The organism is Streptomyces sp. NPDC001515, assembly GCF_053597115.1.
In genome coordinates this window covers 182,033-206,443 of record NZ_JBSFHN010000013.1, presented here as the reverse complement: position 1 = coordinate 206,443, position 24,411 = coordinate 182,033, and the positions used below count along the sequence as shown (strand labels likewise).

Annotated in this window: 22 protein-coding genes; 8 read left to right on the top strand and 14 right to left on the bottom strand. The window is 72.3% G+C overall.

The window, feature by feature from the left end; genetic code table 11:
* Positions 1-37: 37 nt before the first annotated feature.
* The 6 genes from ACWCXC_RS16320 to ACWCXC_RS16295 all read right to left on the bottom strand — a co-directional run bounded on the left by ACWCXC_RS16320 (position 38) and on the right by ACWCXC_RS16295 (position 8,098).
* Positions 38-2,503 carry an aminotransferase class I/II-fold pyridoxal phosphate-dependent enzyme gene (locus ACWCXC_RS16320; protein ID WP_450889331.1) on the bottom strand — a complete coding sequence of 822 codons (2,466 nt, stop codon included), beginning with the start codon at positions 2,501-2,503 and terminating at the stop codon, positions 38-40.
* The gene (hppD, locus tag ACWCXC_RS16315; RefSeq protein ID WP_450683218.1) at positions 2,500-3,519 is read right to left on the bottom strand and encodes a 4-hydroxyphenylpyruvate dioxygenase; all 1,020 of its coding nucleotides are present in this window, start codon (positions 3,517-3,519) and stop codon (positions 2,500-2,502) included. Before hppD ends, ACWCXC_RS16320 begins: the two co-directional genes overlap by 4 nt.
* A 200-nt stretch (positions 3,520-3,719) precedes the next feature.
* Positions 3,720-5,303, bottom strand: coding sequence for an MBL fold metallo-hydrolase (locus ACWCXC_RS16310; RefSeq protein ID WP_450889328.1), 1,584 nt, complete (start codon positions 5,301-5,303; stop codon positions 3,720-3,722).
* A 265-nt stretch (positions 5,304-5,568) separates the two neighbouring features.
* Positions 5,569-6,084 (bottom strand): YbaK/EbsC family protein, encoded by a 516-nt coding sequence (locus ACWCXC_RS16305; protein ID WP_450683216.1) that lies wholly within the window; start codon positions 6,082-6,084, stop codon positions 5,569-5,571.
* 245 nt (positions 6,085-6,329) lie between these two features.
* Positions 6,330-7,190, bottom strand: a complete 861-nt coding sequence (locus ACWCXC_RS16300) for an ABC transporter permease (protein ID WP_450889326.1) — start codon at positions 7,188-7,190, stop codon at positions 6,330-6,332.
* Positions 7,187-8,098: an ABC transporter ATP-binding protein gene (locus tag ACWCXC_RS16295; RefSeq protein ID WP_450683214.1), complete on the bottom strand. Its 912-nt coding sequence runs from the start codon at positions 8,096-8,098 to the stop codon at positions 7,187-7,189. Before ACWCXC_RS16295 ends, ACWCXC_RS16300 begins: the two co-directional genes overlap by 4 nt.
* Before the next feature lie 133 nt (positions 8,099-8,231).
* Here ACWCXC_RS16295 and ACWCXC_RS16290 point away from each other — a divergent pair, with 133 nt between their 5' ends.
* Entirely contained in the window at positions 8,232-9,470 is a 1,239-nt protein-coding gene (locus ACWCXC_RS16290; protein ID WP_450889323.1) for a sensor histidine kinase, read from the top strand.
* Here the strand turns inward: ACWCXC_RS16290 and ACWCXC_RS16285 are convergent.
* Genes ACWCXC_RS16285 through ACWCXC_RS16275 form a run of 3 tightly spaced genes read right to left on the bottom strand, consistent with a single transcriptional unit; the run spans position 9,467 to position 12,461 of the window.
* Entirely contained in the window at positions 9,467-9,874 is a 408-nt protein-coding gene (locus ACWCXC_RS16285; protein ID WP_450889321.1) for a DUF6009 family protein, read from the bottom strand. The genes ACWCXC_RS16290 and ACWCXC_RS16285 overlap by 4 nt on opposite strands.
* On the bottom strand, positions 9,871-11,403 hold the full coding sequence (locus ACWCXC_RS16280) for a DNA primase family protein (RefSeq protein ID WP_450889319.1): 1,533 nt from the start codon (positions 11,401-11,403) through the stop codon (positions 9,871-9,873). The genes ACWCXC_RS16285 and ACWCXC_RS16280 overlap by 4 nt, the downstream gene beginning before the upstream one ends.
* The gene (locus ACWCXC_RS16275) at positions 11,400-12,461 is read right to left on the bottom strand and encodes a bifunctional DNA primase/polymerase (protein WP_450683210.1); all 1,062 of its coding nucleotides are present in this window, start codon (positions 12,459-12,461) and stop codon (positions 11,400-11,402) included. Before ACWCXC_RS16275 ends, ACWCXC_RS16280 begins: the two co-directional genes overlap by 4 nt.
* 577 nt (positions 12,462-13,038) lie before the next feature.
* Here ACWCXC_RS16275 and ACWCXC_RS16270 point away from each other — a divergent pair.
* On the top strand, positions 13,039-13,185 hold the full coding sequence (locus tag ACWCXC_RS16270; protein ID WP_450683209.1) for a hypothetical protein: 147 nt from the start codon (positions 13,039-13,041) through the stop codon (positions 13,183-13,185).
* Between the two features lie 200 nt (positions 13,186-13,385).
* A complete protein-coding gene (locus tag ACWCXC_RS16265) occupies positions 13,386-14,066 on the top strand; it encodes a response regulator (RefSeq protein ID WP_450683208.1) in 681 nt (226 codons plus the stop codon).
* Positions 14,067-14,427: 361 nt separating this feature from the next.
* Here the strand turns inward: ACWCXC_RS16265 and ACWCXC_RS16260 are convergent, their stop codons facing one another.
* Together ACWCXC_RS16260 and ACWCXC_RS16255 are read right to left on the bottom strand one after the other, a co-directional pair.
* Positions 14,428-15,456, bottom strand: a complete 1,029-nt coding sequence (locus ACWCXC_RS16260) for a hypothetical protein (protein ID WP_450889316.1) — start codon at positions 15,454-15,456, stop codon at positions 14,428-14,430.
* A 115-nt stretch (positions 15,457-15,571) separates the two neighbouring features.
* Positions 15,572-15,877 carry a hypothetical protein gene (locus ACWCXC_RS16255; RefSeq protein ID WP_450683206.1) on the bottom strand — a complete coding sequence of 102 codons (306 nt, stop codon included), beginning with the start codon at positions 15,875-15,877 and terminating at the stop codon, positions 15,572-15,574.
* A gap of 423 nt (positions 15,878-16,300) precedes the next feature.
* Between ACWCXC_RS16255 and ACWCXC_RS16250 the strand changes: the two genes are divergently transcribed.
* A complete protein-coding gene (locus ACWCXC_RS16250; protein WP_450889313.1) occupies positions 16,301-17,146 on the top strand; it encodes an ABC transporter ATP-binding protein in 846 nt (281 codons plus the stop codon).
* The gene (locus tag ACWCXC_RS16245) at positions 17,143-19,833 is read left to right on the top strand and encodes an FtsX-like permease family protein (RefSeq protein WP_450889311.1); all 2,691 of its coding nucleotides are present in this window, start codon (positions 17,143-17,145) and stop codon (positions 19,831-19,833) included. Before ACWCXC_RS16250 ends, ACWCXC_RS16245 begins: the two co-directional genes overlap by 4 nt.
* A gap of 55 nt (positions 19,834-19,888) precedes the next feature.
* Here the strand turns inward: ACWCXC_RS16245 and ACWCXC_RS16240 are convergent, their stop codons facing one another.
* Entirely contained in the window at positions 19,889-20,302 is a 414-nt protein-coding gene (locus tag ACWCXC_RS16240) for a winged helix-turn-helix transcriptional regulator (protein ID WP_450683205.1), read from the bottom strand.
* Between the two features lie 225 nt (positions 20,303-20,527).
* Between ACWCXC_RS16240 and ACWCXC_RS16235 the strand changes: the two genes are divergently transcribed.
* Together ACWCXC_RS16235 and ACWCXC_RS16230 are read left to right on the top strand one after the other, a co-directional pair.
* Positions 20,528-21,421 carry an NADP-dependent oxidoreductase gene (locus tag ACWCXC_RS16235; RefSeq protein WP_450889348.1) on the top strand — a complete coding sequence of 298 codons (894 nt, stop codon included), beginning with the start codon at positions 20,528-20,530 and terminating at the stop codon, positions 21,419-21,421.
* 153 nt (positions 21,422-21,574) lie between these two features.
* Positions 21,575-22,225, top strand: a complete 651-nt coding sequence (locus ACWCXC_RS16230; protein ID WP_450889309.1) for an NAD(P)-dependent oxidoreductase — start codon at positions 21,575-21,577, stop codon at positions 22,223-22,225.
* Between the two features lie 195 nt (positions 22,226-22,420).
* On the opposite strand, the gene ACWCXC_RS16225 is transcribed toward ACWCXC_RS16230, so the two are convergent.
* Both ACWCXC_RS16225 and ACWCXC_RS16220 read right to left on the bottom strand, forming a co-directional pair.
* Positions 22,421-23,410 carry an adenylate/guanylate cyclase domain-containing protein gene (locus tag ACWCXC_RS16225; RefSeq protein WP_450889346.1) on the bottom strand — a complete coding sequence of 330 codons (990 nt, stop codon included), beginning with the start codon at positions 23,408-23,410 and terminating at the stop codon, positions 22,421-22,423.
* Between the two features lie 122 nt (positions 23,411-23,532).
* The gene (locus tag ACWCXC_RS16220; RefSeq protein ID WP_450683203.1) at positions 23,533-23,982 is read right to left on the bottom strand and encodes a universal stress protein; all 450 of its coding nucleotides are present in this window, start codon (positions 23,980-23,982) and stop codon (positions 23,533-23,535) included.
* A gap of 206 nt (positions 23,983-24,188) precedes the next feature.
* Here ACWCXC_RS16220 and ACWCXC_RS16215 point away from each other — a divergent pair, with 206 nt between their 5' ends.
* Complete coding sequence (locus ACWCXC_RS16215) at positions 24,189-24,356, top strand: hydrophobic protein (RefSeq protein ID WP_450683202.1); 168 nt, start codon at positions 24,189-24,191, stop codon at positions 24,354-24,356.
* Positions 24,357-24,411: the final 55 nt, after the last annotated feature.

Here is a 24,411-nt window from a genome sequence, read left to right as displayed (position 1 = left end):
GGCTCCCCTCCAGCCGGAGGGGAGCCACCGCCGTGTGTCATCGGCTGTTCGTCGCGGCGCGGGCTCTGACGAAGCGGGCCAGGCGGCCGATGCCGTCCTTGATCTGCTGGTGCGTCAGGTAGCTGACGGAGAGCCGCAGGGCGTGTTCGCCGCCGCCCTGGGGGTGGAAGTACGCCATGGGGGTCCAGATGACGCCGTACTCCTCGGCCGCCTGGGTGAGCGCTGCCTCGTCGGCGCGGAACGGAACGGTGAGGGAGAGGAAGAAGCCTCCGCTCGGTTCGTTCCAGCGCACGCCGAGCGCGGTGCGCTCCTGGGGCGGGAAGGCGTCCGCAAGGGCGTCGAGGGTGACGCGCATCGCGTCCCCGTAGTAGGCGGAAGTGGCCTTGTTGAGTTGGCCGGCCCGGCCGTCCGCGGTGAGCAGCATGCCGGCCACGAGGGCCTGGCTGATCGGCGAGGTGTTGACCGTCACCATCGACTTGATCTTGCTGAGTGCGTCGGCGAGGAGCGTGGTGCGGCCGGTGTCGTCGGTGACGGGCTGGTCGGCGACGGCGAACCCGACGCGTGCGCCGGGGAACAGGGTCTTGGAGAGCGAGCCGATGTGCAGCACGCGGTGGTCGTGGTCCAGGGCCTTCAGCGTCGGGAGCCGCTCCCCCGGGCTGACGAGCCGGTAGGGGCTGTCCTCCAGGAGGAGGATGTCCTCGCGTGCGGCGAGGTCGAGCAGTTCGCGGCGTGCCGTGAGGGACAGGGTGGTGCCGGAGGGGTTGGAGTGGTCGGGGATGACGTAGAAGGCGCGGGGCCTGCGCCCGCGGGCGCGTTCGGCGTGGATCGCGGCGGCGAGGCGGTCGACCCGTACGCCGTCCTCGTCCTCCTCGACGGCGACCGGGGTGATGTCGAGGAGCCGGGCGGCGCCCGTGATGCCCACGTAGCAGGGGCTGGAGGCGAGCAGGACGTCATCGGGGCCGGTGATCAGCGCGCGGACGGCGAGCAGCATCGCTTCCTGGGCTCCGACGGTGACCACGACGGCCTCGGGCGGGACGTCGATGCCCTCGTCCTTGCGCAGCGAGTCGGCGATCAGCTCGCGGATGTGGCCGCTCGTGGGCCCGTACTGGAAGAGCGTGGTGCGTATCCGCTCGGGTGAGCTGCCCTGCTCGTGCAGGTGGTCCACGTAGTGGCGCAGGTAGGTGAAGATCTGCTCGGTGTCGAAGAAGCCCTCGTAGGGGCGTCCGGGTGCGAAGGAAACGGCGCCGGGGTAGCGGGTGGTGATCTCGTTGAGGAAGTTCATCGTGTCCAGGACGGGGTCCGAGACGCTGGCGTGGAGGTCCCGTGTCCGCAGCCCGGTGCCGGCGGGAGCGGCGGCGGGGGGCCCGACGAGGGCGGGGGCGGCGACGGGGACGGCGGGGGCAGTGACGAGGGCGGGGGCGGGGGCGACCAGGGCGGGGGTCGCGTCCGTCACCGTCCCGGTGCCGGTCAGGGCCATGGCGTCGGTCAGTTCGTCGCGGACGATGCCGAGCACGTCGGCCACGCCGTCGGCTCCGGCGACGGCCAGTCCGTGCAGGGCGGGCCGCCCGAGGAGGACGGCGTCGGCGCCGAGGGCGAGCGCGGTCAGGACGTCGGTGCCCCGGCGTACGCCGCCGTCGAGGAGGACCGGGCAGGCGCGGTCGACGGCCTCGGCGACGGCGGGCAGCGCGGTGAGGGTGGCCGGGGCTCCGTCGAGCTGGCGTCCGCCGTGGTTGGAGACGACGATGCCCTGCGCGCCTTCGGCGGTGGCCCGCTGCGCGTCCTGCGCGGTGAGGACGCCTTTGAGGAGGACCGGAAGGGAGCTGACGGTGCGCAGCCACGCCAGGACGGACCAGTCCAGGGCGGAGTCGAACTCGGCGAGCGCGTGTGCGCTGGGTGAGTCGAATCCGTCGCCGGTGAGGTTGGCGGGCGCGATGCCTGCGGGGAGGGCGAAACCGTTGCGCAGGTCGCGCAGCCGGCGGCCGAGGCGCGGCGCGTCGACGGTCAGGACAAGGGCCTGGAAGCCCGCTCGTTCGGCGCGTTCGATCAGCGTCCGGGTGACGGCTCGGTCGCGGAAGCAGTACACCTGCAGCCACAGCGGGGAGGTGGTGGCGGCGGCGATGTCCTCGAAGGTGCGGCCGGCGAAGGTGCTGACGGTCAGCGGGACGCCCGCGGCGCCGGCGCCGCGGGCGGTGGCGACCTCGCCCTCGGGGTGGGCCAGGGCGTGGTAGGCCATCGGGGCGATCCCGAGGGGGGCCGCCCAGTCGCTGCCCAGGATCCGGGTCGTGGTGTCCGGTGCGTGGTGTCCGGCCAGGACGCGGGGGTGCAGGTGGACGGCGTCGAAGGCGGCGGTGTTGGCGGCCAGGGTGCGTTCGTCGCCCGCGCCGCCTTCGAGGAAGTCCCTGACGTCCGGCGCGAAGCGGCCCCGCGCCGCCGCCTCGTAGTCGGCCAGGGTCAGCGGACGGTCGGCGGCGGCAGCGGTGACGGGGCGGTCGGCGGGGCTCATCCGGCGGTCAGCCGCTCGCGTTCCACCGCTTCGTACAGGGCACGGATGTTGGAGCTGCCGAAGCCGCGCGAGCCCTGACGCTGGATCAGTTCGTAGAAGAGGGTGTTGCGTTCGTGCGGGGAGCGGCTGAACAGCTGCAGGAGGTGTCCCCATTCGTCGCGGTCGGCGAGGACCTGGGTGTCGCGGAGTTCGCCGACGATGGCCCGCAGGTCGGGGAAGCGGTCGGCGAGGACGTCGTAGTAGGCGTCGGGGGTGGTGAGGAAGTCGACGCCGCGCTGCCTGCACTCCCGTACGGCCGGGATGATGTCGTCGACGAGGAAGGCGAGGTGCTGGACGCCGGGGCCGCCGTTGCGTTCGAGGAACGAGTCGAGCTGGCCGGTGTGCTTGTCGGGGTCCGGTGCGACGAGGGTGAAGGTGACGCCGCCGTGGGGGTTGCGGACGACGATCGAGTCCATGGCCTGGTCGCCGACGCTGACGTACTCGGAGTAGAAGCGGTCGAGGCCGAAGCCGTCCTGGTAGAAGCGCGCGTACGCGTCGAGGGTGCCGCCGGAGAGGCAGACCGCCACGTGGTCGAGGGACGTGACGCGGCCCGGCGGGTGGTGGGGCCCGTCGAGGGGGACCCACGTGCGGCGGGGCGGGAACCGCTCGGCGGTGGAAGCGGGCGCGGGGACGAGGGTGTGGACGACGTCTCCGAAGCCGCTGACGACGGTGTCGCCGCGCGGGGAGGTCTCGGCGCGGGCCCCGGCGCTCAGGGCCGCGTCGCGGGTGGCGGTGACGTCGTCGCAGGTCATGGCGATGTCGGCGATGCCGTCGCCGTGTTCGTCGCAGAACCTCCAGGTGGCTCGGCCGGTGGTGACGACGACCTGGACGTCGCCCTGCCGCAGCAGGACGGAACTGCGGTCGACCTCGACGGAGTCGGCGACGCGGGTGAATCCGAGGGCGTTGACGAAGTAGTCGGTGGTCGAGCGTTTGTCCTTGGTGAACAGCTCTACGTACGCGATGTCCTGCACGACCATGGAGCGGCCTCCTCAGGGCAGATGCCGGGTGACGGGTGTGTGCCGACGGCCGGGCGGGACACCCCGGGCAGTGCCTGGGGTGCTCCGCGCCGGGCCGTGCTCGATCGGGTGCGGTGACGGTCTCGGGCCGGTCCGGGCCGTCCGGTCCGGTTCCACCGGGCCCGGCCACCAGCCGGGGGGTGACTACCGGCCGGGGGCGACTACCAGCGCCACTCCTGCTGCTTGAAGAGGTGACCGGCGGGGATGTCGCGCTCCTTGCACCAGGTCAGGAACTCCTCGATCTGCTTGATCTGGTAGGTGTCCTCGGTGTACGTGGTGGCCATGACGTGCCCGAGCCAGTCCTCCTCGCCCATGGCGTAGACGTAGGCCTCCTTGGCTCCGAGCTCGGTCATGATCGCGGCGGCCTGCTCGGCGTTGGAGCCGGAGAGCTTGCGGGAGTTGCTCATCTTCTTGGTGACCGGGATGGTCAGCAGCGCCTGGTAGAGCCAGGTCAGCGGCGCGCCGTCGCACTCCATGCCGAGGAAGGCGATGTCGGCCCGGCCGAGGTGGTCCTTCATGTAGCGGTAGAGGGACGGCTCGATGCCGGAGGAGTCGGCGCCGATGAAGACCTTCTTGCCGGCCAGTTCCGCCCAGTAGGTGGACTTGGCGCGGATGTCGAGGTCGCAGTGCTCGCCGAGGAACGGGGTGGCGGTGATCTTGCCGCCGGGGAAGGGGACCTCGTCGAAGTCGTCGACCTCGATGACGGTGAAGCCCTGGTTGCGGAGCATCAGCGCCATGGAGGGGTCGGCGAGATTGCCGCGCGAGGAGCGCGGGACGACGATGGCGCCGAGCCGGCCGCGCAGCTGCAGCAGCGTCTCCAGGACGATGTGGTCCTGGTGGCCGTGGGTGATGAGGACGAGGTCGATGTAGTCGGGCAGGTCGTCCAGCGTGTACCGGTCGGTCTTGTCGCTGTCGGCGCTGATGAACGGGTCGGTGACGATGGCGGCCTCGGGCGTCTGCAGGACGAGGCAGGCGTGTCCGAAGTAGCGGATGCGGCCGCCGTCCTCGATGTGGCGGTCCTCGGAGAGGCTCGGCTTGTCGGTGAGCAGGGTCCGCAGCTGCTTGGCCTGCTCGTCGTCCAGGCCGAGGGCGTCACGCAGGTGCGCGAGGGTCGTGGGGTGGACGCGGCTCTTGAAGAGCTCGGCGAGACCTTCGTGGCGGAAGGGGATCTGCAGCTCAAGGACGTCGGGCGAGGGCAGACGCGGGGTGCTGAGGATGAACGGGCGCTCGATGCCCGTCTCCAGCGAGAGCTGCACCGACTGGCGCTCCTCCTGGTAGACGGCGCTCTTGTAGACGACCGGTTCGAGGAAGCGCATCTGCGCCTGGTTGTCGGTGTCGTAGGCGAGCTCGACGAGGCCGGCGAGCTCGGTGGGGAGCTTCGGGTAGAGCGGGGTCAGGTCGAAGCCGGTCGCGTTGGCGCGCAGGATCTCCTGGCCGGCGGCTATGGCGTGGGCGAAGCGGAGCATCTCGGCGCGGTCGCGCTTGATGGTGGCGAGCAGGTCGCGCACCTCGTCGGCGCGCTCCTCGGGGATGTTGATGAAGTAGCCGCCGCGAAGCTCGGGGTTGTTGCTGGCGGCGACGTGGACCTGCGGGGACTGCAGGTAGGACTCAAGGAGCGGGACCTGGAGGAAGGCCAGGTTCATCGCGGCCTGGACCGGAGCGATCGTGTAGGGCCAGGCGAAGAAGCGGTCCACGAGCGGCTCGATGATCGCCTTCGACCGCAGGTACAGCTGTTCGTCAGCCATGGGTGCTTTCCCTCCAGGAGAGCCAAGGAAGAGGACCGCCTGGGGGCACACGCATGCCCGTGACGCACAGCGGACCGTGAGAAAAGGAGAAGGAGTGCGGGGACGCCGGGTGTGTTTTCGGGCGTGCCTGCCGCAGCAGAATGACCGGCGGTGCCGGTGACGATCAATACGCGCCGGGTGGTGGCGGGTTGAACAGGCCCCGCCCCGCCGGGCGGGGCGGTGTTCAACCGCGGCGGAGGTGGCGGTTGAACACCGGGGGCGGTTCTCAGGCCGCCGCGGGTGCGGCGATGGGGGCGACGGTGGGCATGGCGACTTCGACGTAGTCGGGTACGGCGAGGGCGACGGACAGGTCGAGGCGTCCGGCGTTGAAGTAGATCTCGTCGTGGACGAGCAGGCCGTCGTCGACGAGGAGGTCGAGTTCGCGGCTGAAGGCGAAGGGGGCGATGGAGCCGCTGACGCTGCGGGTGAGGCGTTCGGCGACGGTCCGTTCGGCGAAGTTGGCGGCGCGCCCGTGGTAGCGGGCGGCGAGGGCGGTGAGGTCGACCCGGCGGTCGCCGGGGACGACGGCGAGGACGTAGCGGCGGGAGCGTTTGCCGGTGGCGACGCGGACGACGAGGGATTTCGCGGCCTGCTCCAGGGGGTGGTCGCGCAGGGCGCTGGCGGCCTCGGTGGATCCTTCGGGCGGGTGCCGGATGATCCGGTACGCGCCGGGGCGGGCGGTCAGGAGTGCGGTGATGCGCGCGAAGGCGTCGGGGGTCGTCGTGGTGTCGGGGGGGTGCACGGTGCCTCCGCGAGGAGAGGAGCGGAAAGGGGGAGGTGTGTGCTCCTGCGGGGTGTCCGCCGGCACGCGGGGGTGCGCCGCTCGTGGCGGCGGTGGCGGTCGCGGTGGTCGTCATCCTAGAAATGCGGGGGCGTGACCGGTACGTGTTCAGGCCGGGGCCCGGACGGCCGTGCCGTACGCGGGCATGGGGGCGCACAGGAAAGCCGCTGCCGTAGCGCGTGGCAGCGGCCCTTCGTGTGGGGGTGTCACTGGTCGCGGCGTTTGACGGCGAAGATCGCGACGGCGGCGGCGACGACGGCCCAGACGGCGTAGACGGTCCAGGCGCCCGCGGCGGACCAGGGGTAGTGGGCGGGCTTCTCGGTGATCTGCATGAGTCGGGCCCAGGCGCTGTAGGGCAGGGTGTGGTCGATGACGGCGGAGGTGTAGCGGTCGTCGCTGACGCCCATGGGGACGAGGAGGAGCAGGGCGAAGCTGGTTCCCATGGTGGCGGCGCTGGCCCGGATGACCGCGCCGACGGCCATGCCGACGAGGGCGGCGAGGGGGGCGGCGAGGACGCAGGCGGCGAATGCGGACAGGACGCCGGGGTCGCCCAGGGAGACGCCCGTGCCGCGTCCGGACAGGATGGCCTGGGTGGACCAGAAGGAGCCGCCGGCGGCGAGGAGGCCGAATCCGGTGGTGACGACGGTGACGACGACGACCTTGGCGGCCATGACGGCGCTGCGGTCGGGGACGGCGGTGAAGGTGGTGCGGATCTGGCCGGTGCTGTATTCGCCGACGACGCTCAGTGAGCCCATGGCGCTGGCAACGAGCAGCAGGCAGAGCAGGGCGGCGTCGGTGAAGGAGTCGAGCATGGCCCAGTTGGGGGCGAAGTCGGCCTTGTCCTGGGCGCTCCAGGCGGGCCAGTTGGTGTAGTCGTCGTAGGCGGTGAAGACGTTGAAGCCGATGATGGCGAGGGTGCCGACGGCGATGGTCCACGCCGTGGAGCGCAGCGACCACACCTTGATCCACTCGGATGCGACGAGGTCGGTGAAGCGGGCCCGGGGGGTGGGCTCGGCCTCGGGCGTGCGGGGGGTTTCGGTGGCGGGGGCGGTGGAGGCGAGGGTCATCGGGCTTCTCCTGCCGCGTACTCGACGCTGTCGGCGGTCAGTTCCATGAAGGCGGATTCGAGGGACGCGTTGTTGTTGGTGAGTTCGTGGACGGGAATCATGTGGCGGAAGGCGATGTCGCCGATCTGGGGGGCGCTCATGCCGCGGACGGTGAGGGCGTCGTCCGGGTGGGTCTCGACGGTGGCGCCGGCGTCGCTGAGGAGGGGGTTCAGCGCGGCGGCCTTGGGGGTGCGGACGGTGACGCTGCGCTGGGTGCCCCGCGCGGCGAATTCCTTGAGGCTTTCGGCGGCGATGAGCCGGCCCCGGCCGACGACGACGAGGCTGTCGGCGGTGTTCTCCATCTCGGACATGAGGTGGCTGGAGACGAAGACGGTGCGTCCTTCGGCGGCGAGCCGCTGGAAGAGGCCGCGGACCCATTTGACGCCTTCGGGGTCGAGGCCGTTGAGGGGCTCGTCGAAGAGGAGGACGGGCGGGTTGCCGAGGAGTGCCGTGGCGATGCCGAGGCGCTGCTTCATGCCGAGGGAGTAGCCGCCGATGCGGCGGTTGCCGGCGTCCGCGAGGCCGACCTCTTCGAGGACCTCGTCGACGCGGCGGCGGGGCAGCCGGTTGCTGACGGCGAGGGAGGCGAGGTGGGCGCGAGCGGTACGGCCGCCGTGGACGTGGTGGGCGTCGAGCAGGGCTCCCACGTCGCGCATGCCGCGGGCGTGGTCGGTGTAGGGCCGTCCGTTGATGGTGACGGAGCCGCTGGTGGGGCGGTGCAGTCCGAGCATCATGCGCAGGGTGGTGCTCTTGCCCGCGCCGTTGGGGCCGAGGAAGCCGGTGACGTGGCCCGGCTCGACGGTGAAACTGAGGTCGTTGACCGCGGTTTTCTGTCCGTAACGCTTGGTGAGTTCCCTTGCTTCGATCATGTGATTCATCATGGCGAGAGCCGCGCCAGGCGTCATCACGCCCAGGGTGACACCGTTTGAACAGGGGTGTCACCCCTGGTTGTACGGCGGTGGGCTGATCCGGCGGGCGGGGCGGCGTGGTTACGATCCGTTTATGTCCTTCTCGTACCGTGCTGTGGTTCGTCGTGTGCCGTCGGGTTGGTGGGCGGGTGGTCTGTGGTCGCTGGCGGCGTTGTCGCCGCTGGTGTGGCCGGGACGGGGGACGGGCGGTGCTGCTCCGGGGCCGGTCGCCGACGCGCTGGGTGGGCCCCGGGGGCAGTTGCTGCTGGTGTGCGCGGTGCTGGCGGCATGGGGCGGGTGTGCGGTGCTGATGCGCCGGCCGTGGGTGGGTTCGGCGCTGCTCCTGGCCGGAACCGTGGCCTATGCGGGGGCGTGGGGGCTCGACGAGCTGCCGGTGCTGCAGTTCCTGGCGGTGGATGTCGCGATCGCGCTGGTGGCGGCGGTGCGGTCACCGAGGGTGTCGCTGCCGGTGGCGGGGGCGGCGCTGGTGGTGCTCGGGGTGTTCGCGGGGGTGAGGTGGGGCAGCGGCGCGGAGACGGGGACGGCGTCGGAGCCGTATGTCGCGCTGACGGTGGTGGTGGCGTGGCTGGCGGGCCGCTCGGTGCACCAGTCGCGGAGGTACGAGGAGGAGATGCGGCGCCAGTTCTCCGAGCGGATCGCGTCGCAGGCGGTGGCCGGTGAACGGCTGCGGATCGCGCGCGAGCTGCACGACAGCGTGGCGCACAGCATCGGGATCATCGCGTTGCAGGCGGGGGCGGCGGCGCGGGTGGTGGAGGCGCGGCCCGAGGAGGCGCGGGTGGCGATGGTGGCGGTGGAGCGTGCGGGCCGTGAGGCACTGGCGGGGCTGCGCCGGATGCTGGGGGCGCTGCGGGAGGCCGAGGGCGGGGACACCGCGGCGCCGTTGGATCCGTTGGAGGGCCTGGGCGGTATCGAGCGGCTGGCGGCACGGGCAGGCGATGCGGGGGTCCGGGTGGACGTCTGCTGGGAGGGTGAGCGCAGGCCGTTGCCGCAGGAGGTGGATTTCGCGGCGTTCCGGATCGTGCAGGAGTCGGTCACGAATGTCATCCGGCACGCGGGGACGGGTGCGTGCCGGGTGGTGATCGCCTTCGGGTCCGGTGAGCTGGGGGTGGAAGTCACGGACGGCGGATCGGGTCCCGGGGAGCGGGCGGGGGCCGGGATGGGGTACGGGCTCATCGGCATGCGTGAGCGGGTGGCGTTGCTGGGCGGCGAGTTCTCGGCGGGCGGGGTGCCGTCGGGGGGATTCCGGGTGGCGGCGACGCTGCCGGTGGCGCCGGGGCAGGGGCAGGGGGTCAGCGAGCCGGCGGGGGGTTAAGCCGGTGGGGGTGGCGGTGCGGGGTCGTGCCGGTCGCCTTCGTCATGCCGGTCGCCTTCGGAGCGGGGCGTCTTCCGGCCCTTCTCGCGGGCGTGGACGGTGCGCGGGTCGACCGCTTCGGCGGGGGTGCCCCTGGCGTAGAGGCCGTCGGGGGTGGTGTCGCGGTCGTTCGGGGTGAGCCAGAAGACGCGGCGCAGGAAGGTTCCCGAGGCGCGTGAGGCTTTGGCCTGGGGGGTGAGGGTGGCGTAGCCGATCATGCGGCCGTCGCGGTAGTAGGGCGGTCGGCCTCGGCGGGTGGGGAGCCGGTCGAGCGACTGGCGTACGTAGTCGAGGGTCTCGACGGATTCGAGCCAGACGATGTCGTGCTCGTGGGTGAGTTCGTCGTTGGTGATCAGGGAGCTCACGGGGCCTCCGCGTCGGCGAGCAGACCGATGCCCGGATAGTACTTTCGCGAGTTCGACAGGACCATCTCCTTGGGTGAGGTCAGGCCGGTCAGTTCGCGGGCGCGTTGCGCGAAGGCACGGGAAGTGATGGCCGGGGCCCCTTCGCTCTGGCACCACTTCTTGTAGGCATCGTACAGGCGTGCTTGTTCGGCTCGGTGGTGGTGTCCGAGGGTGCAGCGCTCTTCGAAGAAGCGGCCGGTGTGGTCTTCGGTCTCGGCGTAGGAGGTGGTGGCGACACGGATCTGTTCGGGGCCGGTGAGGTTGCGGTCGCCGGAGAGGTAGCGGCGGGCCCCGTCGATGAGCCAGCCGAGGATCCCGGGGCCTTCTTCGGTGACGAGGATGTCGGCGAGGTTGTCGACTTTGCGTTCGTCGCTGACGACCCGTTCGAAGGGGATGAGCCGCATGCGGCGCCAGAAGGCGAAGCCGCCGGTGCCGACTTCGGGGCGGTGGTTGCCGAGCAGCCAGAGTTTGTGGGTGGGCTGGAAGGAGAAGAAGTCCTGGCGCATGCGGCGGGCTTTGATGCGGTCGCCGCCGGTGAGGAGCTTGACGCGGGCTTCGTCGAATTTGTCGCCGGGGCGGACTTCGTTGCAGACGACGACGCGGCGGCCGTGGAGTTCGGCGAGGTCGGTGGGGTGGCCTTCGTAGGGGCGGGCCATGAGGAAGCCGGGGGGCGCGGCGTCGGCGTAGTCGCCGAGGAGTTTCATCAGGACGTCGAGGAGGACGGACTTGCCGTTCTTTCCGGCTCCGAAGAGGAAGGGCATGACCTGGCCTCCGACGTCTCCGGTGATGGAGTAGCCGAGGAGCAGCTGGAGGAAGTCGGTCATCTGCCGGCCGTCGGTGTCCTCGCCGAAGGTGTCGGCGAGGAAGCGGTGCCAGCGGGGTGTCGCCATGTGGCTGGCGGCCGTGGTGGTGGAGCGGGAGTGGAAGTCCTTGTCGGGGTCGGGCAGGCGGGTGCGGCCGGTGCGCAGGTCGACGATGCCGCCGGGGGTGCACAGGGCGTAGCTGTCGGTGTCGAGGAGGGCGGCGTTGAGGGTCATGCCGGGCGCGCTGCGGGCTTGGACGAGCATGGCGTTGATGCCGGTGGTGGACAGGGCGCGGCGGCGGTGCTGGAGGAGGGTGTGGGGGGTGTGGCGGCCGGTGATGTCGGTGGTGGCGAGGGTTTCGGCGAGGTCGCCGGCGGCCCAAAGAACCGTTTCTTCTTCGTCGGCCTGCCAGCGGGAGCCGTCCCAGCGGTACCAGCCGAGTCCGGGGACGTAGCGGTAGTCGCGGGCGTAGAGGCGGGCGAAGAGTTTGGCGTTGCCCCGGTCGGTGAGGGTGTCGGGGAGGAGGCCCTGGTCGGTGACTCCGGCGGTGCCGTGGGCGGCGAGGGGGCTGGGGTCCTGGTGGGGGATGGTGGCGGACCGGGCGAGGATCTGGGCGGCGACGGCGTGTGCGTCGAAGGTGCCCGCTGCGGGTCCGGTGGCGGGGGGCGGGGTGGTGGGGGCGCTCACCGCTGCCCGCCTGGGGTGAAGGGGCGGGCGAGGCCGGTGCTCATGCCGTCGGCGATGATCTGCATGGAGCGCCGGTCCTCTCCGGGGCGGGCGGCGTGGGCCGCTTCGCGCAGGGCCTGGGTGGCGGCGTCCTGGGTGAGATGACCGGCGGCCACCAGTCCTCCTAAGGTGTGGGCCGCCCTGTTGAGGGCGGCGGTGAAGCCGGCACCGTCGTGGACGCGTCCGCAGTCGTGGATCTCCTGCAGGGCGGTGACCATGATCCGGGTGATCCGCTGGTGCCCGGCGCCTGCGGCTCGTACGGCCTGCTGGGCGCGTGCGGGGGCTCGGCGGGGGCCGCGGGGGTGGGGAACGTGGGGGCGGTGGTGGCCGGTGCGTTCGAGTTCGACGGCGAGCCAGCCGGGCAGCGGGGCAGGGGTCGGGGAGCCGTCGAGGGGCTCGTAGGTGCCGGTGGGCGTGGTGGTCGCGGGGGCGACGACGTAGCCGCCGTGGGCGCGGATGCCGACCTGCCAGGCGAGGGCGTGCCGGGGGCTGTTGCCCGAGGAGCGGCACCAGTGGCGCGTGTCGTCGGCGCGGTACCAGACGTGCAGTCCGCCGGAGGGTGTCCGTACGCGCAGGGTGCGGGTGTCGTGGGCGGGGCTGTCCTGGCCGCGCAGGGCGGCGAGGACGGCGAGGGTGTCGAAGCCGTTGGCCAGGCCGGTGAGGTCGACGGTGTCGTCGATCTCGATGCCGGGCCAGATCCGGTCGCGGGCGGGCGGGGGCGCGGGGCGGGCGTCGATGTCGACGACGACGAGGCGGGCGGGGCCGCAGGCGACGCCTACTCCGTGGTCGGGGTTGTCCGTCCACCAGCGGGTGATGCGGTCGGTGTCGAGGGTGGCGGCGTGGAAGCCGTGGCACCAGCCGTGGGCGGCGGTGCAGGGGCAGCCGGCAGGGGTGTGTCCCGGGGTGCGGCAGGCGGTGCAGTTGGCCAGGGGGGTCGTGCGCCCCGGGAGCAGCGGATGAACCGGCCAGCCCTGCTCGGCGCACCACAGCGCGGTGGCGAGCCGTGTGGTGCCGAGCATGGTGCCGCGCCATGCGTCAGTGTGATGACGTCGCAGGTCATCAAGCATCCGCATCCCCCCAGAGCGACCGAAGCGACCCTTCGATGAACACAGACTAAAACAGCTTGTCGATCGATGACACAGCCAAAAATCTTGCGCCCACCACCGCGCGCAGCGACCGGACTTCGCTCGGTCGCTACCTCGCTCGGACGGCAAAACCCCAGATGGGAGAGGTCCGGCGCCCCGTCAACAGCGACTGAAGCGACCGAAGTTCCGGTCTATGAGAACGACGGCGGACTCCTTCATGGCCTGGATATATGGGAGATGAGAGTCGCTTCGGTCGCTCGCCGCACCCCGTCGGGCTTGTGACCTGGGGGAATGCCCTTCCGGTTCAGCGACCGAAGCCCCTGCGGGGGCAGGGGCATGTGCGTCGCTGTCGACGTGTGGTGGGGCAGAAGTGGACCTTTGGTGCGGGAGATGCGGATGCTTCGTGTGGCTGTCCGATGGTGTCGGACGGCTGTTCAACCGCGCCCGGGGGCCCTGTCGTCCGCCGGGAACGGGTGCCAGGCTCGCGGCCCTGCGCAGAAGGGAGCGGGGCATGGACGACGAGTACCGCTGCGAGACATGCGGAGAGACGAACAGCGTGGGGGACAGGCCGTCCGGGCTGTGGGCGGAGCAGTACCTGCTGCCGGTGGAGGCCGACTGCTGGAACTGCTCGGCCGTCAACCTGCTTCCCGACGGCTGACGGTGGGCTCGCGGGAGGCACGGGACGGAGGGGCGGCCGCGGGTGGAAGAGGTGGCCGTGGGCGGGCCGCACTACGATGGCCTGATGCCCGCCGCCGCACCCTCACCACGGCCCGCCCACCGCGCCGCCGGCCACCCTCGCCCTCTCCCCCCGTCCGCCCGCGCGGACGCGGAGGCGGTTCCTGGGCGAGGGGGTGCGCGGTGATCAGGGTCGGGCTGGTGGACGACCAGCCGTTGGTGCGGACCGCGCTGCACATGGTCATCGCGCAGGCCGACGACCTGGAGGTCGTGGGCGAGGCCGGTGACGGGGCGGAGGCGGTCAGGCTCGCGGAGGACGCGGCGCCGGACGTCATCGTGATGGACATCCGGATGCCCGGCATGGACGGCATCGAAGCGACCCGGCGGATCGCGGCGGGCCCCTCGGCGACACAGGTCATCGTCCTGACGACGTTCGACGAGGACGAGTACGTGTACGGGGCGCTGCGCGCCGGGGCGGCGGGTTTCCTGGTCAAGGACATGGCCCTGGAGGAGATCCTCGGGGCGATCAGAGTGGTCGCCTCCGGGGACGCGCTGATCGCCCCGGGAATCACCCGGCGCCTGATCAAGAACTTCACCGCCCAGCCGCCGGCGTCCAGCGCGACGACCGCGTCCACGGGCCGGCTGCGGGGCATCACGGACCGGGAGAAGGAAGTCCTGGCCCTCATTGGCGCGGGCCTGACCAACACCGAGATCGCCCACGAACTCACCATCAGCATCGCGACGGCCAAGACCTACGTGACCCGCCTCCTGGCGAAACTCGACGCCCGCGACCGGGTCCACCTGGTGATCCTGGCGTACGAGAACGGCCTGGCGGGCCCCTCGCAGCACGCCTCGCACGGGTAGGAAGCCGAGGCGTCCGGCCTGCCCTCACCCAAGGGAAAGGGGAAACCGCCGACGGTGGGAACCCACCCATGGTGGGAACTCGCCCATACGGCACACGAACATGGCGCGCCCGAACATGGCGCGCCCGGCATCGGGCCCGGCACCGACTCTCGCGCCCCGGGAGCGCGGAGCGCTCCGGAACGGACCGGACGGATGAACGGAACCGTTCGGACCTGAGGGGATCGGCTCCCCCTTTTCGCCGCGGAGCGGCGGAGACGTGTGTGCCGGGCTCGCCGCGGAGCGGCGGGGAAAGCACCTGCCGACCGTCGCGTAGCGACGGCGCGATGAGTCTGCGGAGCAGACCGCGCGCGCAGGGGTCACGTTATTTACCGGTCTCGGCGACGGGGAGGGGTTCGGGAGTGAGGGCACGGCGCAACTGCTCCATGCGGATGGGCATGGGTTCCCAGCCGGGCCGGCCTGCCATGACCCAGTTCAGCGCGGTCATGCCACGGGCGAAGGCCTGCGTCAGCCCCTGGTGCCGCAGGGTGATGCCGGGAGGCCCGGCCTTGGTGGGGACGAGCGTGACCCAGAGCGCGGTGCGCCCCCCTCGGAGGGGTTCCACGAGCCGTTCGCGCACCTCGAACCAGCGCCGCAGGGCCACTTGGGTACCGGGCCGCAGTGCGTACCACTCGGTGTCGGGCAGCGGCTCAAGCCGGTCGCGGGCGGCTTCGACCCGTCGAGAGAGCGACTCGGAGACACGGTGGCCCTGGCCCCACAGCACCGCGCGCACGGACGAGGGCGCGACGCCGGCGAGTTCGGCGATCTCCTCGGCGCGGTTCGGGGGCGCCTTCTGCTGCCGGCGCCGCAGTCCGACGGTCTGCTCGCCGGGTGGCAGATCGTCGAGGCGGAGCGCCGCGAGCTCTCCCGATCGCGCGCCGGTGTCCAGGACGAGACAGACCATGGCCAGCAGTCGCGTACGGTCCTGGAAGGACAACGTCCTGCCCTCCCGCTCCAGAGGGCCCCCTGCTGCCAGCTCCACCAGCCCCCGGTACACGTCCCCCAGCGTCTCCACCCGTACCACGGCCTTGGGTTCGGGCTGCTCGACCACCGGCAGCGCCACCGTGGCCCCCTCGGGCACCACCAGCCCCGCCATGATCCCCAGGCAGTCCCGCACGATCCGCAACGTGGCCACGGGCAAGGCACGTTCCCGCCCCCGGCCGGGTTGAAGGGCACGCAGCTCCCCCGCGCACGCCAGGTCCCAGAACGCCCGCAGCACGGGCCGGTCGAACAGCCCTTGCACCGGCCCGTCCCCCACCCCCCGCAGGCGTTCCGTACGCAACGCCCGCTCCCACATCCCCACCACCATCCACAGCTGCCGGGCCCGCACCCGAGACACCCTCACCCCTGCCACGGGCACCCGCTCCTCCCACCCCCCGCCCCGAGGAGCCACTCGCTCCACCACCGCCACAAGCCCCCGCACGGCCTGCCACGTCACACCCGGCACCTCAACCCCCACAAACGTGCGCCTACCAATAGGTACGCGTGATCCTGCCCGGCAGTTTCCCCTGCCGCTCCCCTTCTTGAAAGATCGCCGATGCCGCGATCAGGAAAGCATGGCGGAGCTTCGAGTCCGGATCGGGATTTTCCACATTCCCGACGTTTTTATCGAGGAGCATGTCGCCGAGGGTTATCCCCTCCAGGGTGCAGGGGCGGGCGACCGACCCCTCCAGATCGACCAGGATGTTCCCGGTGACACCTTCTGCGGTTTCCCAGGCGTAGACGGATCCCGCTTCGAGAGACGCGGTCTTCCTGCACGTCAGGGATGCTGTCATGGGTATTTCCACCAGTCCGCTCCCGCCAGGGATGTGATCACCGGAATCCTATACCGGCCGCCGCAGGCGCATGCCCGTCCGAGGTGCGGCAGGCGTCCATGGATGCCGATGGGCGTAGTCCTATTTCGCCGTGCCGACGCACCCCATTCCACTCGTACAGTTTGTGCGCGAGCGGATCGAAATCGCCGGGATGCGCATGTCCGTCCTGAAGGAATTCCCGGACCCTGGCGATCCGAATGTGGGCGAGGGACAGGCAGATCGCGCAGAACCTGGTGCCGGCCGAGCGGACGGTTCGCACCCGTTCTCCCCCACCCCCTACCGACGTAGCACAGCCACGTTGGCTCCCGGGTACGACGCCCCGCGCGCAGCCTTCCCCGCACTCTCCACCCGTAGGAGAAACGCACGTGTGAGGGAGACCGGAAGATGAGGCTACGCAGGAGCAGGCGTGGGAGGGCGGAGGGCCGGCCGGAGGCGGGCCACGGGTCCGGGGGCCCGGCCGCCACGCCAGGTCTCGCGGTCGAACTGCGCGATGCCCGGCGGCACTACGGACGCGGGGCCGGCATGGTGCACGCCCTCGTGGGCATCGACCTGGCCCTGCCGAGCGGCACGTTCACCGCGGTCATGGGCCCGTCCGGGTCCGGCAAGTCCACGTTCCTCCAGTGCGCCGCCGGGCTCGACCGGCCGTCGGCGGGTTCGGTGCGTGTCGGTGGTACGGAGATCACCGGCATGGACGAGAACACGCTCACCGAGCTGCGCCGCAGCCGCCTCGGCTTCGTCTTCCAGGCGTTCAACCTGCTGCCGTCGCTGACCGTGGAGCAGAACGTGCTGCTGCCCATGCGCCTGGCCGGGCAGCGCCAGGACCGGCACCGGGCGCGGGCGGTCCTCACCCAGGTCGGACTCGCCGACAAGGCCCGGCGCCGGCCCGCGGAGCTCTCCGGCGGCCAGCAGCAGCGCGTGGCCGTCGCCCGCGCCCTGGCCACCGGCCCCGACGTGATCTTCGCGGACGAACCCACCGGCGCGCTCGACACCGGCACCGCCGCCGAGGTCCTCGGCTTCCTGCGCAACGCGGTGGACTCGCTGGGGGCCACCGTCGTCATGGTCACCCACGACCCCGCGGCGGCGGCCTGGGCCGACCGGGTGCTGTTCCTCGCCGACGGTGCCTTCGCCGACCACGTCGAACGCGGTTCGGCCGAGCGGATCGCGGCCAGGGTGGCCGCGCTCACCGCACGGTCCGCCCGCGCCGGGGCGACGGCCGGGATGGCGGCATGAGGCGTCCCAACGGACTCGCCCGTGAGGCCATCCGCTTCAAGCCCGCGTCCTTCGCGGGCACCTTCCTCGCGCTGCTGATGTCCGCGCTGATCGTCTCCGCCTGCGGAATCCTGCTGGAGACCGGCCTGCGCGCCTCCGTACCACCGGAACGGTACGCCGCCGCGCCGGTCGTCGTGGCGGCCGACCAGAACGAGTACGTCGTCACCGGCAGTGGCGAGGACCTGGAGAAGGAGGCGACGCCGCTGCCGGACACCGCCCGGCTGGACGCCGGGCTGGTGGCGAAGGCCGCCCGGGCGCCGGGCGCGGCCGGCGCCGTCGCGGACTTCACCTTCCCGGTGCACGCGCGGGGCGGTGCGCTCACCGCGCACGGATGGGGCTCGCACAGCTTCACCGGCGCCTCGCTGACCTCCGGCTCCGCGCCCCACGAGGGCGAGGTCGTGCTCGACGCCGATGCGGCCAGCACCACTCGGGCCTCCGTGGGCGACACCGTCGCACTGGAGACCGCCGCCGGGCAGCGGGACTTCCGCGTGGCAGGCCTCGCCGAGGCGGGTCCCTCGGAGGCCGCCCCGCACTCCGGCGACGCGGACGGCGCAACCCGACTCACCAACGCCCCGCACTCCGGCGGCACAGGCGACACGGCCCGACTCACCGACGCCCAGGACCCCGGCGACGCGGACGGCGCAACCCGACTCACCGACGCCCCGCACTCCGGCGGCACAGACGGCGCAACCCGACTCACCGACGCCCCGCACTCCGGCGACACAGGCGGCACAGGCGGCACGGCCTGGTTCGCCGACGCCCAGGCCCCCGTCCTCGCCGGGCACCCCGGCAAGGCCGACGCCGTCGTGGTGCTGGCGGAGAAGGACACCGACGCCGGCACCCTCGGCGACGCCGTACGGCGGGCCCTGGCCGGCTCCGGTGTCCAGGTCCACACCGGTGACGAGCGCGGAGCCGTCGAGGAACCGGGCCTCGCGTCCGCCAAGGTGACGCTCTTCGGGATCGGCGGGTCCTTCGGCGGCATCGCCGCCATCGTCGCCGTCTTCACCGCGGCCGGGACCGTGGCGCTCTCGGTCGGTCAGCGGGCCCGCTCCTTCGCCCTGCTGCGCGCCATCGGCGCCACCCCGCGACAGGTGCGCCGTGCGGTCGCCTCCGAAGCGCTGCTCGTCGCACCGCTCGCCGGAATCGCCGGCTGCCTGCCCGGCATCGGGCTCGCGCACTGGTGGTTCGGGCAGCTTCAGGACCGTGGTGCGGTCCCGCGCGCCGTGGACCTGCACGTCTCCGTCCTCCCGCTGCTCGCCGCCGTCGTCCTGGGCCTGCTCACCGCGCTCGGCGCGGGCTGGATCGCCGGGCGCCGGCCGGCCAGGATCGCGCCGGGGCAGGCGCTGTCGGAGGCGTCGGTGGAGCGGCTGCGGCCCGGACTGATCCGCACCCTCCTCGGCGCCGCCGCCCTCGTCGGCGGCACGATCCTCACGGGCGTGTCCGCCCGCTCCGCGGGGGACGACGCGGCCGGCGCCGCCCTCGGCGTCGTCATGCTCTTCATGCTCGCCGCCGGGCTGCTCGGCCCGCTGGTGGCGCGGCTGTGTGCGGGGCTGTTCGGCCTGCCGCTGCGCGGCGCGGGCCCGGCGGCCGGACTCGCGGCGGCCAACTCCCGTGCCAACGCCCGCCGCCTCGCCTCCGCGATCACCCCGATCGTGCTCGCCGTGGCGTTCTCATCGACCCTCCTGTTCATGCACACGAGCGAGAACCACGCCGCCGACAAGCAGGTGCGCGCGGGCATCACCGCGGACCACGTGGTGACGGCCCCGGCCGGGCTCCCGGTGGACGCGGTGGCCCGTGCGGCCCGCGCGCCGGGTGTGGAGACGTCCGTCGGGCTGCTGAACACCCAGGTGCTGGTGCCGACCGGCTCGGGCGAGTTCGCGTCGTTGCAGGGTGCGGCCACCCAGGGCGTCACCGGCTCCGGCGCCGCCCTCGCGAAGGTCCAGGATCTGGACGTACGGGACGGCAGCCTCGACCGGCTCGGTGCGGGCCGCATCGCCATCGACCGGACCCTGGCGGACTCGGCGGACGTGGGCGTCGGCGACCGGCTTCCGCTCTATCTCCCGGACGGGACCGAGGCCGCTCCCGAGATCGTCGCGGTCTACGGCCGCGGCCTCGGCCTGGCCACGGTGACCATGGACCGCGCGTCGCTGGCCGGGCACGTCACCTCGGGCTTCGACAGCACGCTGCTGGTACGGGGCGGCTCGGCGAAGGCGCTCTCCGCCCTGGGCCGGGTCACCGACGCCTCCGGCTACGCCACCGAGCGGAACGCGGAGGCGGAGCTGGGCGCCTGGATGAACACCACCATGGCCGCGGTGCTCGGTGGTTTCGCGGCCGTCGCCGCGGTCAACACCCTGGTGATGACGGTTCGGGACCGCCGTCCTGAGCTGGGCGCGCTGCGTCTCGTCGGCGCCACCAGGCGGCAGGTGATGACGATGCTGCGCTGGGAGGCCCTGCTGGTCGCGGGGGCGGGCGTGGCCCTCGGCTCGGCGATCGCCGCGGCCACGCTGATTCCGATGATGAACGGGGTGACCGGCGACGCGCCGTACGTGCCCCCGGTGATGTACGGGGGTCTCGCGGCGGCCGTCGGCGGCCTGACCCTGCTCGCGGTCACGCTGCCGGCCAGGACCGGGCTGCGCCTCAGGGCGTAGACGCCGGCGCCCGCGGCGGACGCTCGACGCTCTTCGCGCGGGCGGAACCTCGCCCTCAGCCGGCGGTGGCCTCGTTGTCGTAGCGGGCGCGGTTGTCCTGGATCTCGTCGTGGTGGGTACCCGCCCAGTCGACGAGGGCGGTGACGGCGTCGAGGAGGGTGGTGCCCAGGTCGGTCAGGGCGTATTCGACGCGCGGGGGCACCTCGGGGTAGGCGGTTCGGGTGACCAGGCCGTCGCGCTGGAGCTGGCGCAGGGTGTGGGTGAGCATGCGCTGGGAGATGCCGGTGACCGCGTGCTGCAGGTCGGTGTAGCGCAGGGGGCCGTGCTCCAGGGTGCCGATCACGAGCACGGTCCACTTGTCGCCGGCCCGGTCCACGATCTGCCGGATCGTGTCGCCCTGCTCGGCCGGCCAGCGGGCGCACGGCCCCGACAGCGCGGCGGCCCGCTCGTCCTTCGCGTCGGCCCGCATGACGCACCTGCCTTTCCGGTTCCGCACACGCGTGTGCCTTTTGTAGACCTTCCCATGCTGACGCACCATGGGGTTACGCACCAAACGTACGTAACGACCAATCGGTGTGTAGCGGGACATCATCCCGGCGTGGACCGCGTGGACTCTCGCCGGAACCCGCGACAGGACGTCGCCCCTGCTCAACGCCGGGCGGCACCCGCCCGCTTCTTGAGGAAGAGCATGGCCATGCGCGCCGCGACCGTTTCCCGCTTCGGGGGCCCCGAAGCCGTCGAGATCACCGAGCACCCCCTCCCTGAACCGGGTGAGGGGCAGGTGCGCGTCAAGGTGAAGGCCGCCGCGATGAACCCGGTGGATGTCGCCATGCGCTCCGGCGTCTTCGGCGGCCAGGGCCCCGTCGGGCTCGGCTTCGACGTGGCCGGTGTGGTCGACGCCGTCGGCCCCGGCGCCGGCCGGCAGGTGGGCGAACGCGTCTTCGCGGTGGTGACCGGACACCACAAGCCGCTGGGCACTCACGCGGACTACATCGTCGTGGACGCCGCCGTCCTCGCCCCGTCCCCCGCCTCCCTCGACGACGTCCATGCCGCCACGCTGCCGCTGAACGCCACGACCGCTTCCCAGGCACTCGACCTGCTCGGCCTGACTCCGGGGCAGAGCCTGCTGGTCGTCGGCGCGAACGGCGGGGTGGGCGCCCACGCGGTGGAACTGGCCCACCAGCGGGGCCTGGAGGTCACCGGGGCCGGCGGCGCGGCCTTCGAGGACTTCGTCCGAGCCCGGGGCGCCGATCACTTCCTGCCCCGTGGCACGACCTTCGAGCCGGCGTCCTTCGACGGCGTCCTGGACACCGCGAACCTGGGTGCCGCCGCGCTCGCCGCCGTCCGCGACGACGGCGCTTACGCCGGCCTGTGGCCGGGCAGCGAACCCGCCTCCGAGCGCGGCGTCCGCGTCGAGGCCGTCAGCGTCCAGTCCGACGCCGCCCTCCTCGCCGACCTGGCCCGCCTGGCCGACCTGGGCGTGCTCTTCGCGCGCGTCGCCAGGACCTACCCCCTGACCGCCGCGGCCGAGGCCCACGCCCGACTCGCCGAAGGCAGCCTGCCCGGACGCATCGTCCTCGTGCCGTAAACCGCTCGGACAGCTCGGACGGCAGCACCGCCCAGCTCACCGGCACCCCCGACAGCCACCCCGCTCCCCCTCACCCCGCTCCCCCACCTGACCCACCGCACGCCGACACCACGAACCACGCACCGCCGACACCACGAACCACGGAGGACTTCCATGACGAACATCGCCGTCTTCGGCGCCAACGGCACCATCGGCTCGGCCATCGTGCGCGAGGCCCTGCGCCGGAACCACCGCGTCACCGCCGTCGTCCGCGATCCCGCGAAGATCACCGAAGGGCACGCCAGCCTGACCGTCACCACGGGCGACGTCCTCGACCCGCAGTCGGTCACCGCCGCCGCGAAGGACCAGGACGTCGTCGTCAGCGCCGTGGGCGGCGGCGACGGCCCCGGCCATCTCGCCACCATCCGGCCCGCCGCCGAAGCCCTCACCGAGGGCCTGCGCGCCCTCGGCACCCGGGCCCCCCGCCTGATCGCCGTCGGCGGCGCCGGCTCGCTGCGCACCCCCGACGGCAAGCAGGTCTGGGACGCCCCCGGCCTGCCCGACTTCCTCCTGCAGATCATGCACGCCCACGGCGACGCCCTCGACCACTACCGCACGGTCACCGATATCGACTGGACCAACCTCAGCCCCGCGGCGACCATCGCCCCCGGCGACCGCACCGGCAGCTACCGGACCGCCCTGGACGACCTCGTCACGGACGACAACGGCGACAGCGCCATCTCCGTCGAGGACTACGCCGTCGCCCTCCTCGACGAGATCGAACAGCCCCGCCACCACCGCCGGCGCTTCACCGTCGGCTACTGACCACCCACCCGCTCGACCGCACCTCGGCCCGCCCCCGGCAGGACGGCGGGCCGAGGCCGAGTCGCACACCAGGACGTCTCGGCGCAGCCGCCAGGTGTGCGCCGGACAGGCGGTCCTCAGCTGCGGCCGACGGACCGGTCACCTCCCGCGGCGCTCCGGCCGTCCCGCACCGCGTCCGAGGAGGCGCCACCGGCTTCACCGCGCCCGCACGGGCCGCAGCAGTACGGGGCGCAGCCTGCTGTATCCGCGCACCGAGACCGGGCGCAGCACCTTGAGGTCGTACGCCGGCGTACCGGCCAGTTCGTCCGCGAAGGCCTTGTCGACCAGCACGGTGTCGGGGCGGGCCACTGCCGTCAGCCGGGCCGCGATGTTCACGGCGGCTCCGTAGACGTCACCGAACCGGTTCAGGACAGGGCCGTGGGCCAGGCCGGTCCGCACGGGCGGCAGGCTCGGTTCACGCTGCGCCCGTGCCGTCAGCTCCAGGGCGATGCCCGCGGCCGCGGAGGCCGAGTCGCAGACGAAGAGCACCTCGTCGCCGATCGTCTTCACCACCCTGCCCCGGCCGTCCGCGATCACGTCGCCCGTCAGGCTCTCGAACCGGTCCAGGACGTCGGCGAGTTCACGGCTGTCCAGTCCGCGGGTCATCCGCGTGTACCCGACCATGTCGGTGAAGCCCACGGCCAGTTCACGGATGTCCGCGCCCTCGTACGGCGGGAGCGCGCCGTCGGGTTCCGGCGTGCTCTCACGCACCGGCTCGGCCGGCCCCCAGCCGGCGTACGCCGCGAGGTGCCGCCGCCACACATGCCGCTGCAGCAGCTCCAGCTCGGGCAGGAGGGCCGCGGCATGCTCCATCAGGGCTGCTTCGTCACCCACGGCGTCCGGGTCACGGCCGAGCCAGCTCCAGAGGGTGTGCATCTGCCAGTCGGCGAGCCGGGAGAGATGATGGCCCAGGGCGCGGGCCATCATCGTCTCGCTCTCCTGCGTGATGATGCCCGCGGCGATGAGCCGTTCGCCCGCCCTCAGCGCGTCGATGTCGGCGTCGGTGAACACTCTCGCGCCGTCACCGACCACCGGGAACCCGAGCGCGCGCCAGATCCGCGTCAACCGCTCGGGCGGCACCCCGGACCGCTCGGCGATCTCCGGTCGTGTCCACAGGCGTCCGCCGCCGAGAAGCAGTTCCTCCATGACCGTGCCGAGTCCGTCTCCGCCGGAGGGGCCGGCCGTTCCCGGCGCCGCTTCGGCCGGAACCGTGCCCGGACCGTCTCCTTCGCGGGGGCCCGCCTCGCCCGGCGCCGCTTCGCCCACGCTCATGTGGTGTGCACGATCAGTACGTCGAGCCCCGCCTTCCTGGCGATGTCCGAGGGCACCGAACCGAGGATGCGTCCGGCCAGCGAGCGCAGCCCCCGGTTGCCGACGACGATCACGTCGGCCCCGCTCTCCCGGGCCACCCGCACCAGGGCCGCAACCGGCTCGTCCTCCACCGCGACGGTCCGCACCTCCACGGCGCCCTCGGCGCGGGCCGTGTCCCGTGCGGTACGCAACGTGCTCTCGGCGGGCGCCGATCCCACCACCTGGTACGCATCGGCGCCCAACTGGTCCTGCGCCACGGCGAGATCGCTCCCGCGCATCGGGGAGTACGCGCAGGCGATCACGAGTCCGGCCTGGCAGGCGGTGGCAAGGCGGGCCGCGCTCGCGACCGCGGCGAACGACGACTCCGAGCCGTCCGTTCCGACCAGGACCGTCTGGTACGCGCCCAAGGCAATCTCCTTACTCCAAAGTAAACTTACTCAGAAGTAAGGTACGGCGTAGGCGGGGTGCCGGGCAAGACGCGGCGCCTGCCCGCCCCAGCGAACCCGGGCCCGCCGCACAACCGCGCACAGGAAGGGGGCTTCATAAAATTCTGTAAGACCGGGAGAATGGAGCCGGGATTCTGGGGCACAGGATGTCTCGGAGGTTGATAATCATGGTTCCCATTCTTCTCGTCCTTCTGCTCGCCCTGCTTCTCTTCGGCGCGGGTTTTGCGCTGAAGGCCCTGTGGTGGATCGCCGTCATCGTGTTGATTGTCTGGCTGCTCGGATTCCTGATCCGGCCGACGGCAAATGGCAGGCGGGGCCGCTGGTACCGCTGGTGACGGGCGCCCGGCCGAGCCGATCCCTCCTGACGTGCGGGTGGGCCCCGACGACCGG

What these genes read in the sequence shown, in the direction of transcription:
- ACWCXC_RS16320 (WP_450889331.1), bottom strand. Translation starts at nt 2,503, where the DNA reads ATGAGCCCCGCCGACCGCCCCGTCACCGCTGCCGCCGCCGACCGTCCG.
- hppD (WP_450683218.1), bottom strand. Translation starts at nt 3,519, where the DNA reads ATGGTCGTGCAGGACATCGCGTACGTAGAGCTGTTCACCAAGGACAAA.
- ACWCXC_RS16310 (WP_450889328.1), bottom strand. Translation starts at nt 5,303, where the DNA reads ATGGCTGACGAACAGCTGTACCTGCGGTCGAAGGCGATCATCGAGCCG.
- ACWCXC_RS16300 (WP_450889326.1), bottom strand. Translation starts at nt 7,190, where the DNA reads ATGACCCTCGCCTCCACCGCCCCCGCCACCGAAACCCCCCGCACGCCC.
- ACWCXC_RS16295 (WP_450683214.1), bottom strand. Translation starts at nt 8,098, where the DNA reads ATGATCGAAGCAAGGGAACTCACCAAGCGTTACGGACAGAAAACCGCG.
- ACWCXC_RS16290 (WP_450889323.1), top strand. Translation starts at nt 8,232, where the DNA reads ATGTCCTTCTCGTACCGTGCTGTGGTTCGTCGTGTGCCGTCGGGTTGG.
- ACWCXC_RS16275 (WP_450683210.1), bottom strand. Translation starts at nt 12,461, where the DNA reads ATGCTCGGCACCACACGGCTCGCCACCGCGCTGTGGTGCGCCGAGCAG.
- ACWCXC_RS16270 (WP_450683209.1), top strand. Translation starts at nt 13,039, where the DNA reads ATGGACGACGAGTACCGCTGCGAGACATGCGGAGAGACGAACAGCGTG.
- ACWCXC_RS16255 (WP_450683206.1), bottom strand. Translation starts at nt 15,877, where the DNA reads ATGACAGCATCCCTGACGTGCAGGAAGACCGCGTCTCTCGAAGCGGGA.
- ACWCXC_RS16250 (WP_450889313.1), top strand. Translation starts at nt 16,301, where the DNA reads ATGAGGCTACGCAGGAGCAGGCGTGGGAGGGCGGAGGGCCGGCCGGAG.
- ACWCXC_RS16245 (WP_450889311.1), top strand. Translation starts at nt 17,143, where the DNA reads ATGAGGCGTCCCAACGGACTCGCCCGTGAGGCCATCCGCTTCAAGCCC.
- ACWCXC_RS16240 (WP_450683205.1), bottom strand. Translation starts at nt 20,302, where the DNA reads ATGCGGGCCGACGCGAAGGACGAGCGGGCCGCCGCGCTGTCGGGGCCG.
- ACWCXC_RS16235 (WP_450889348.1), top strand. Translation starts at nt 20,528, where the DNA reads ATGCGCGCCGCGACCGTTTCCCGCTTCGGGGGCCCCGAAGCCGTCGAG.
- ACWCXC_RS16230 (WP_450889309.1), top strand. Translation starts at nt 21,575, where the DNA reads ATGACGAACATCGCCGTCTTCGGCGCCAACGGCACCATCGGCTCGGCC.
- ACWCXC_RS16225 (WP_450889346.1), bottom strand. Translation starts at nt 23,410, where the DNA reads ATGGAGGAACTGCTTCTCGGCGGCGGACGCCTGTGGACACGACCGGAG.
- ACWCXC_RS16215 (WP_450683202.1), top strand. Translation starts at nt 24,189, where the DNA reads ATGGTTCCCATTCTTCTCGTCCTTCTGCTCGCCCTGCTTCTCTTCGGC.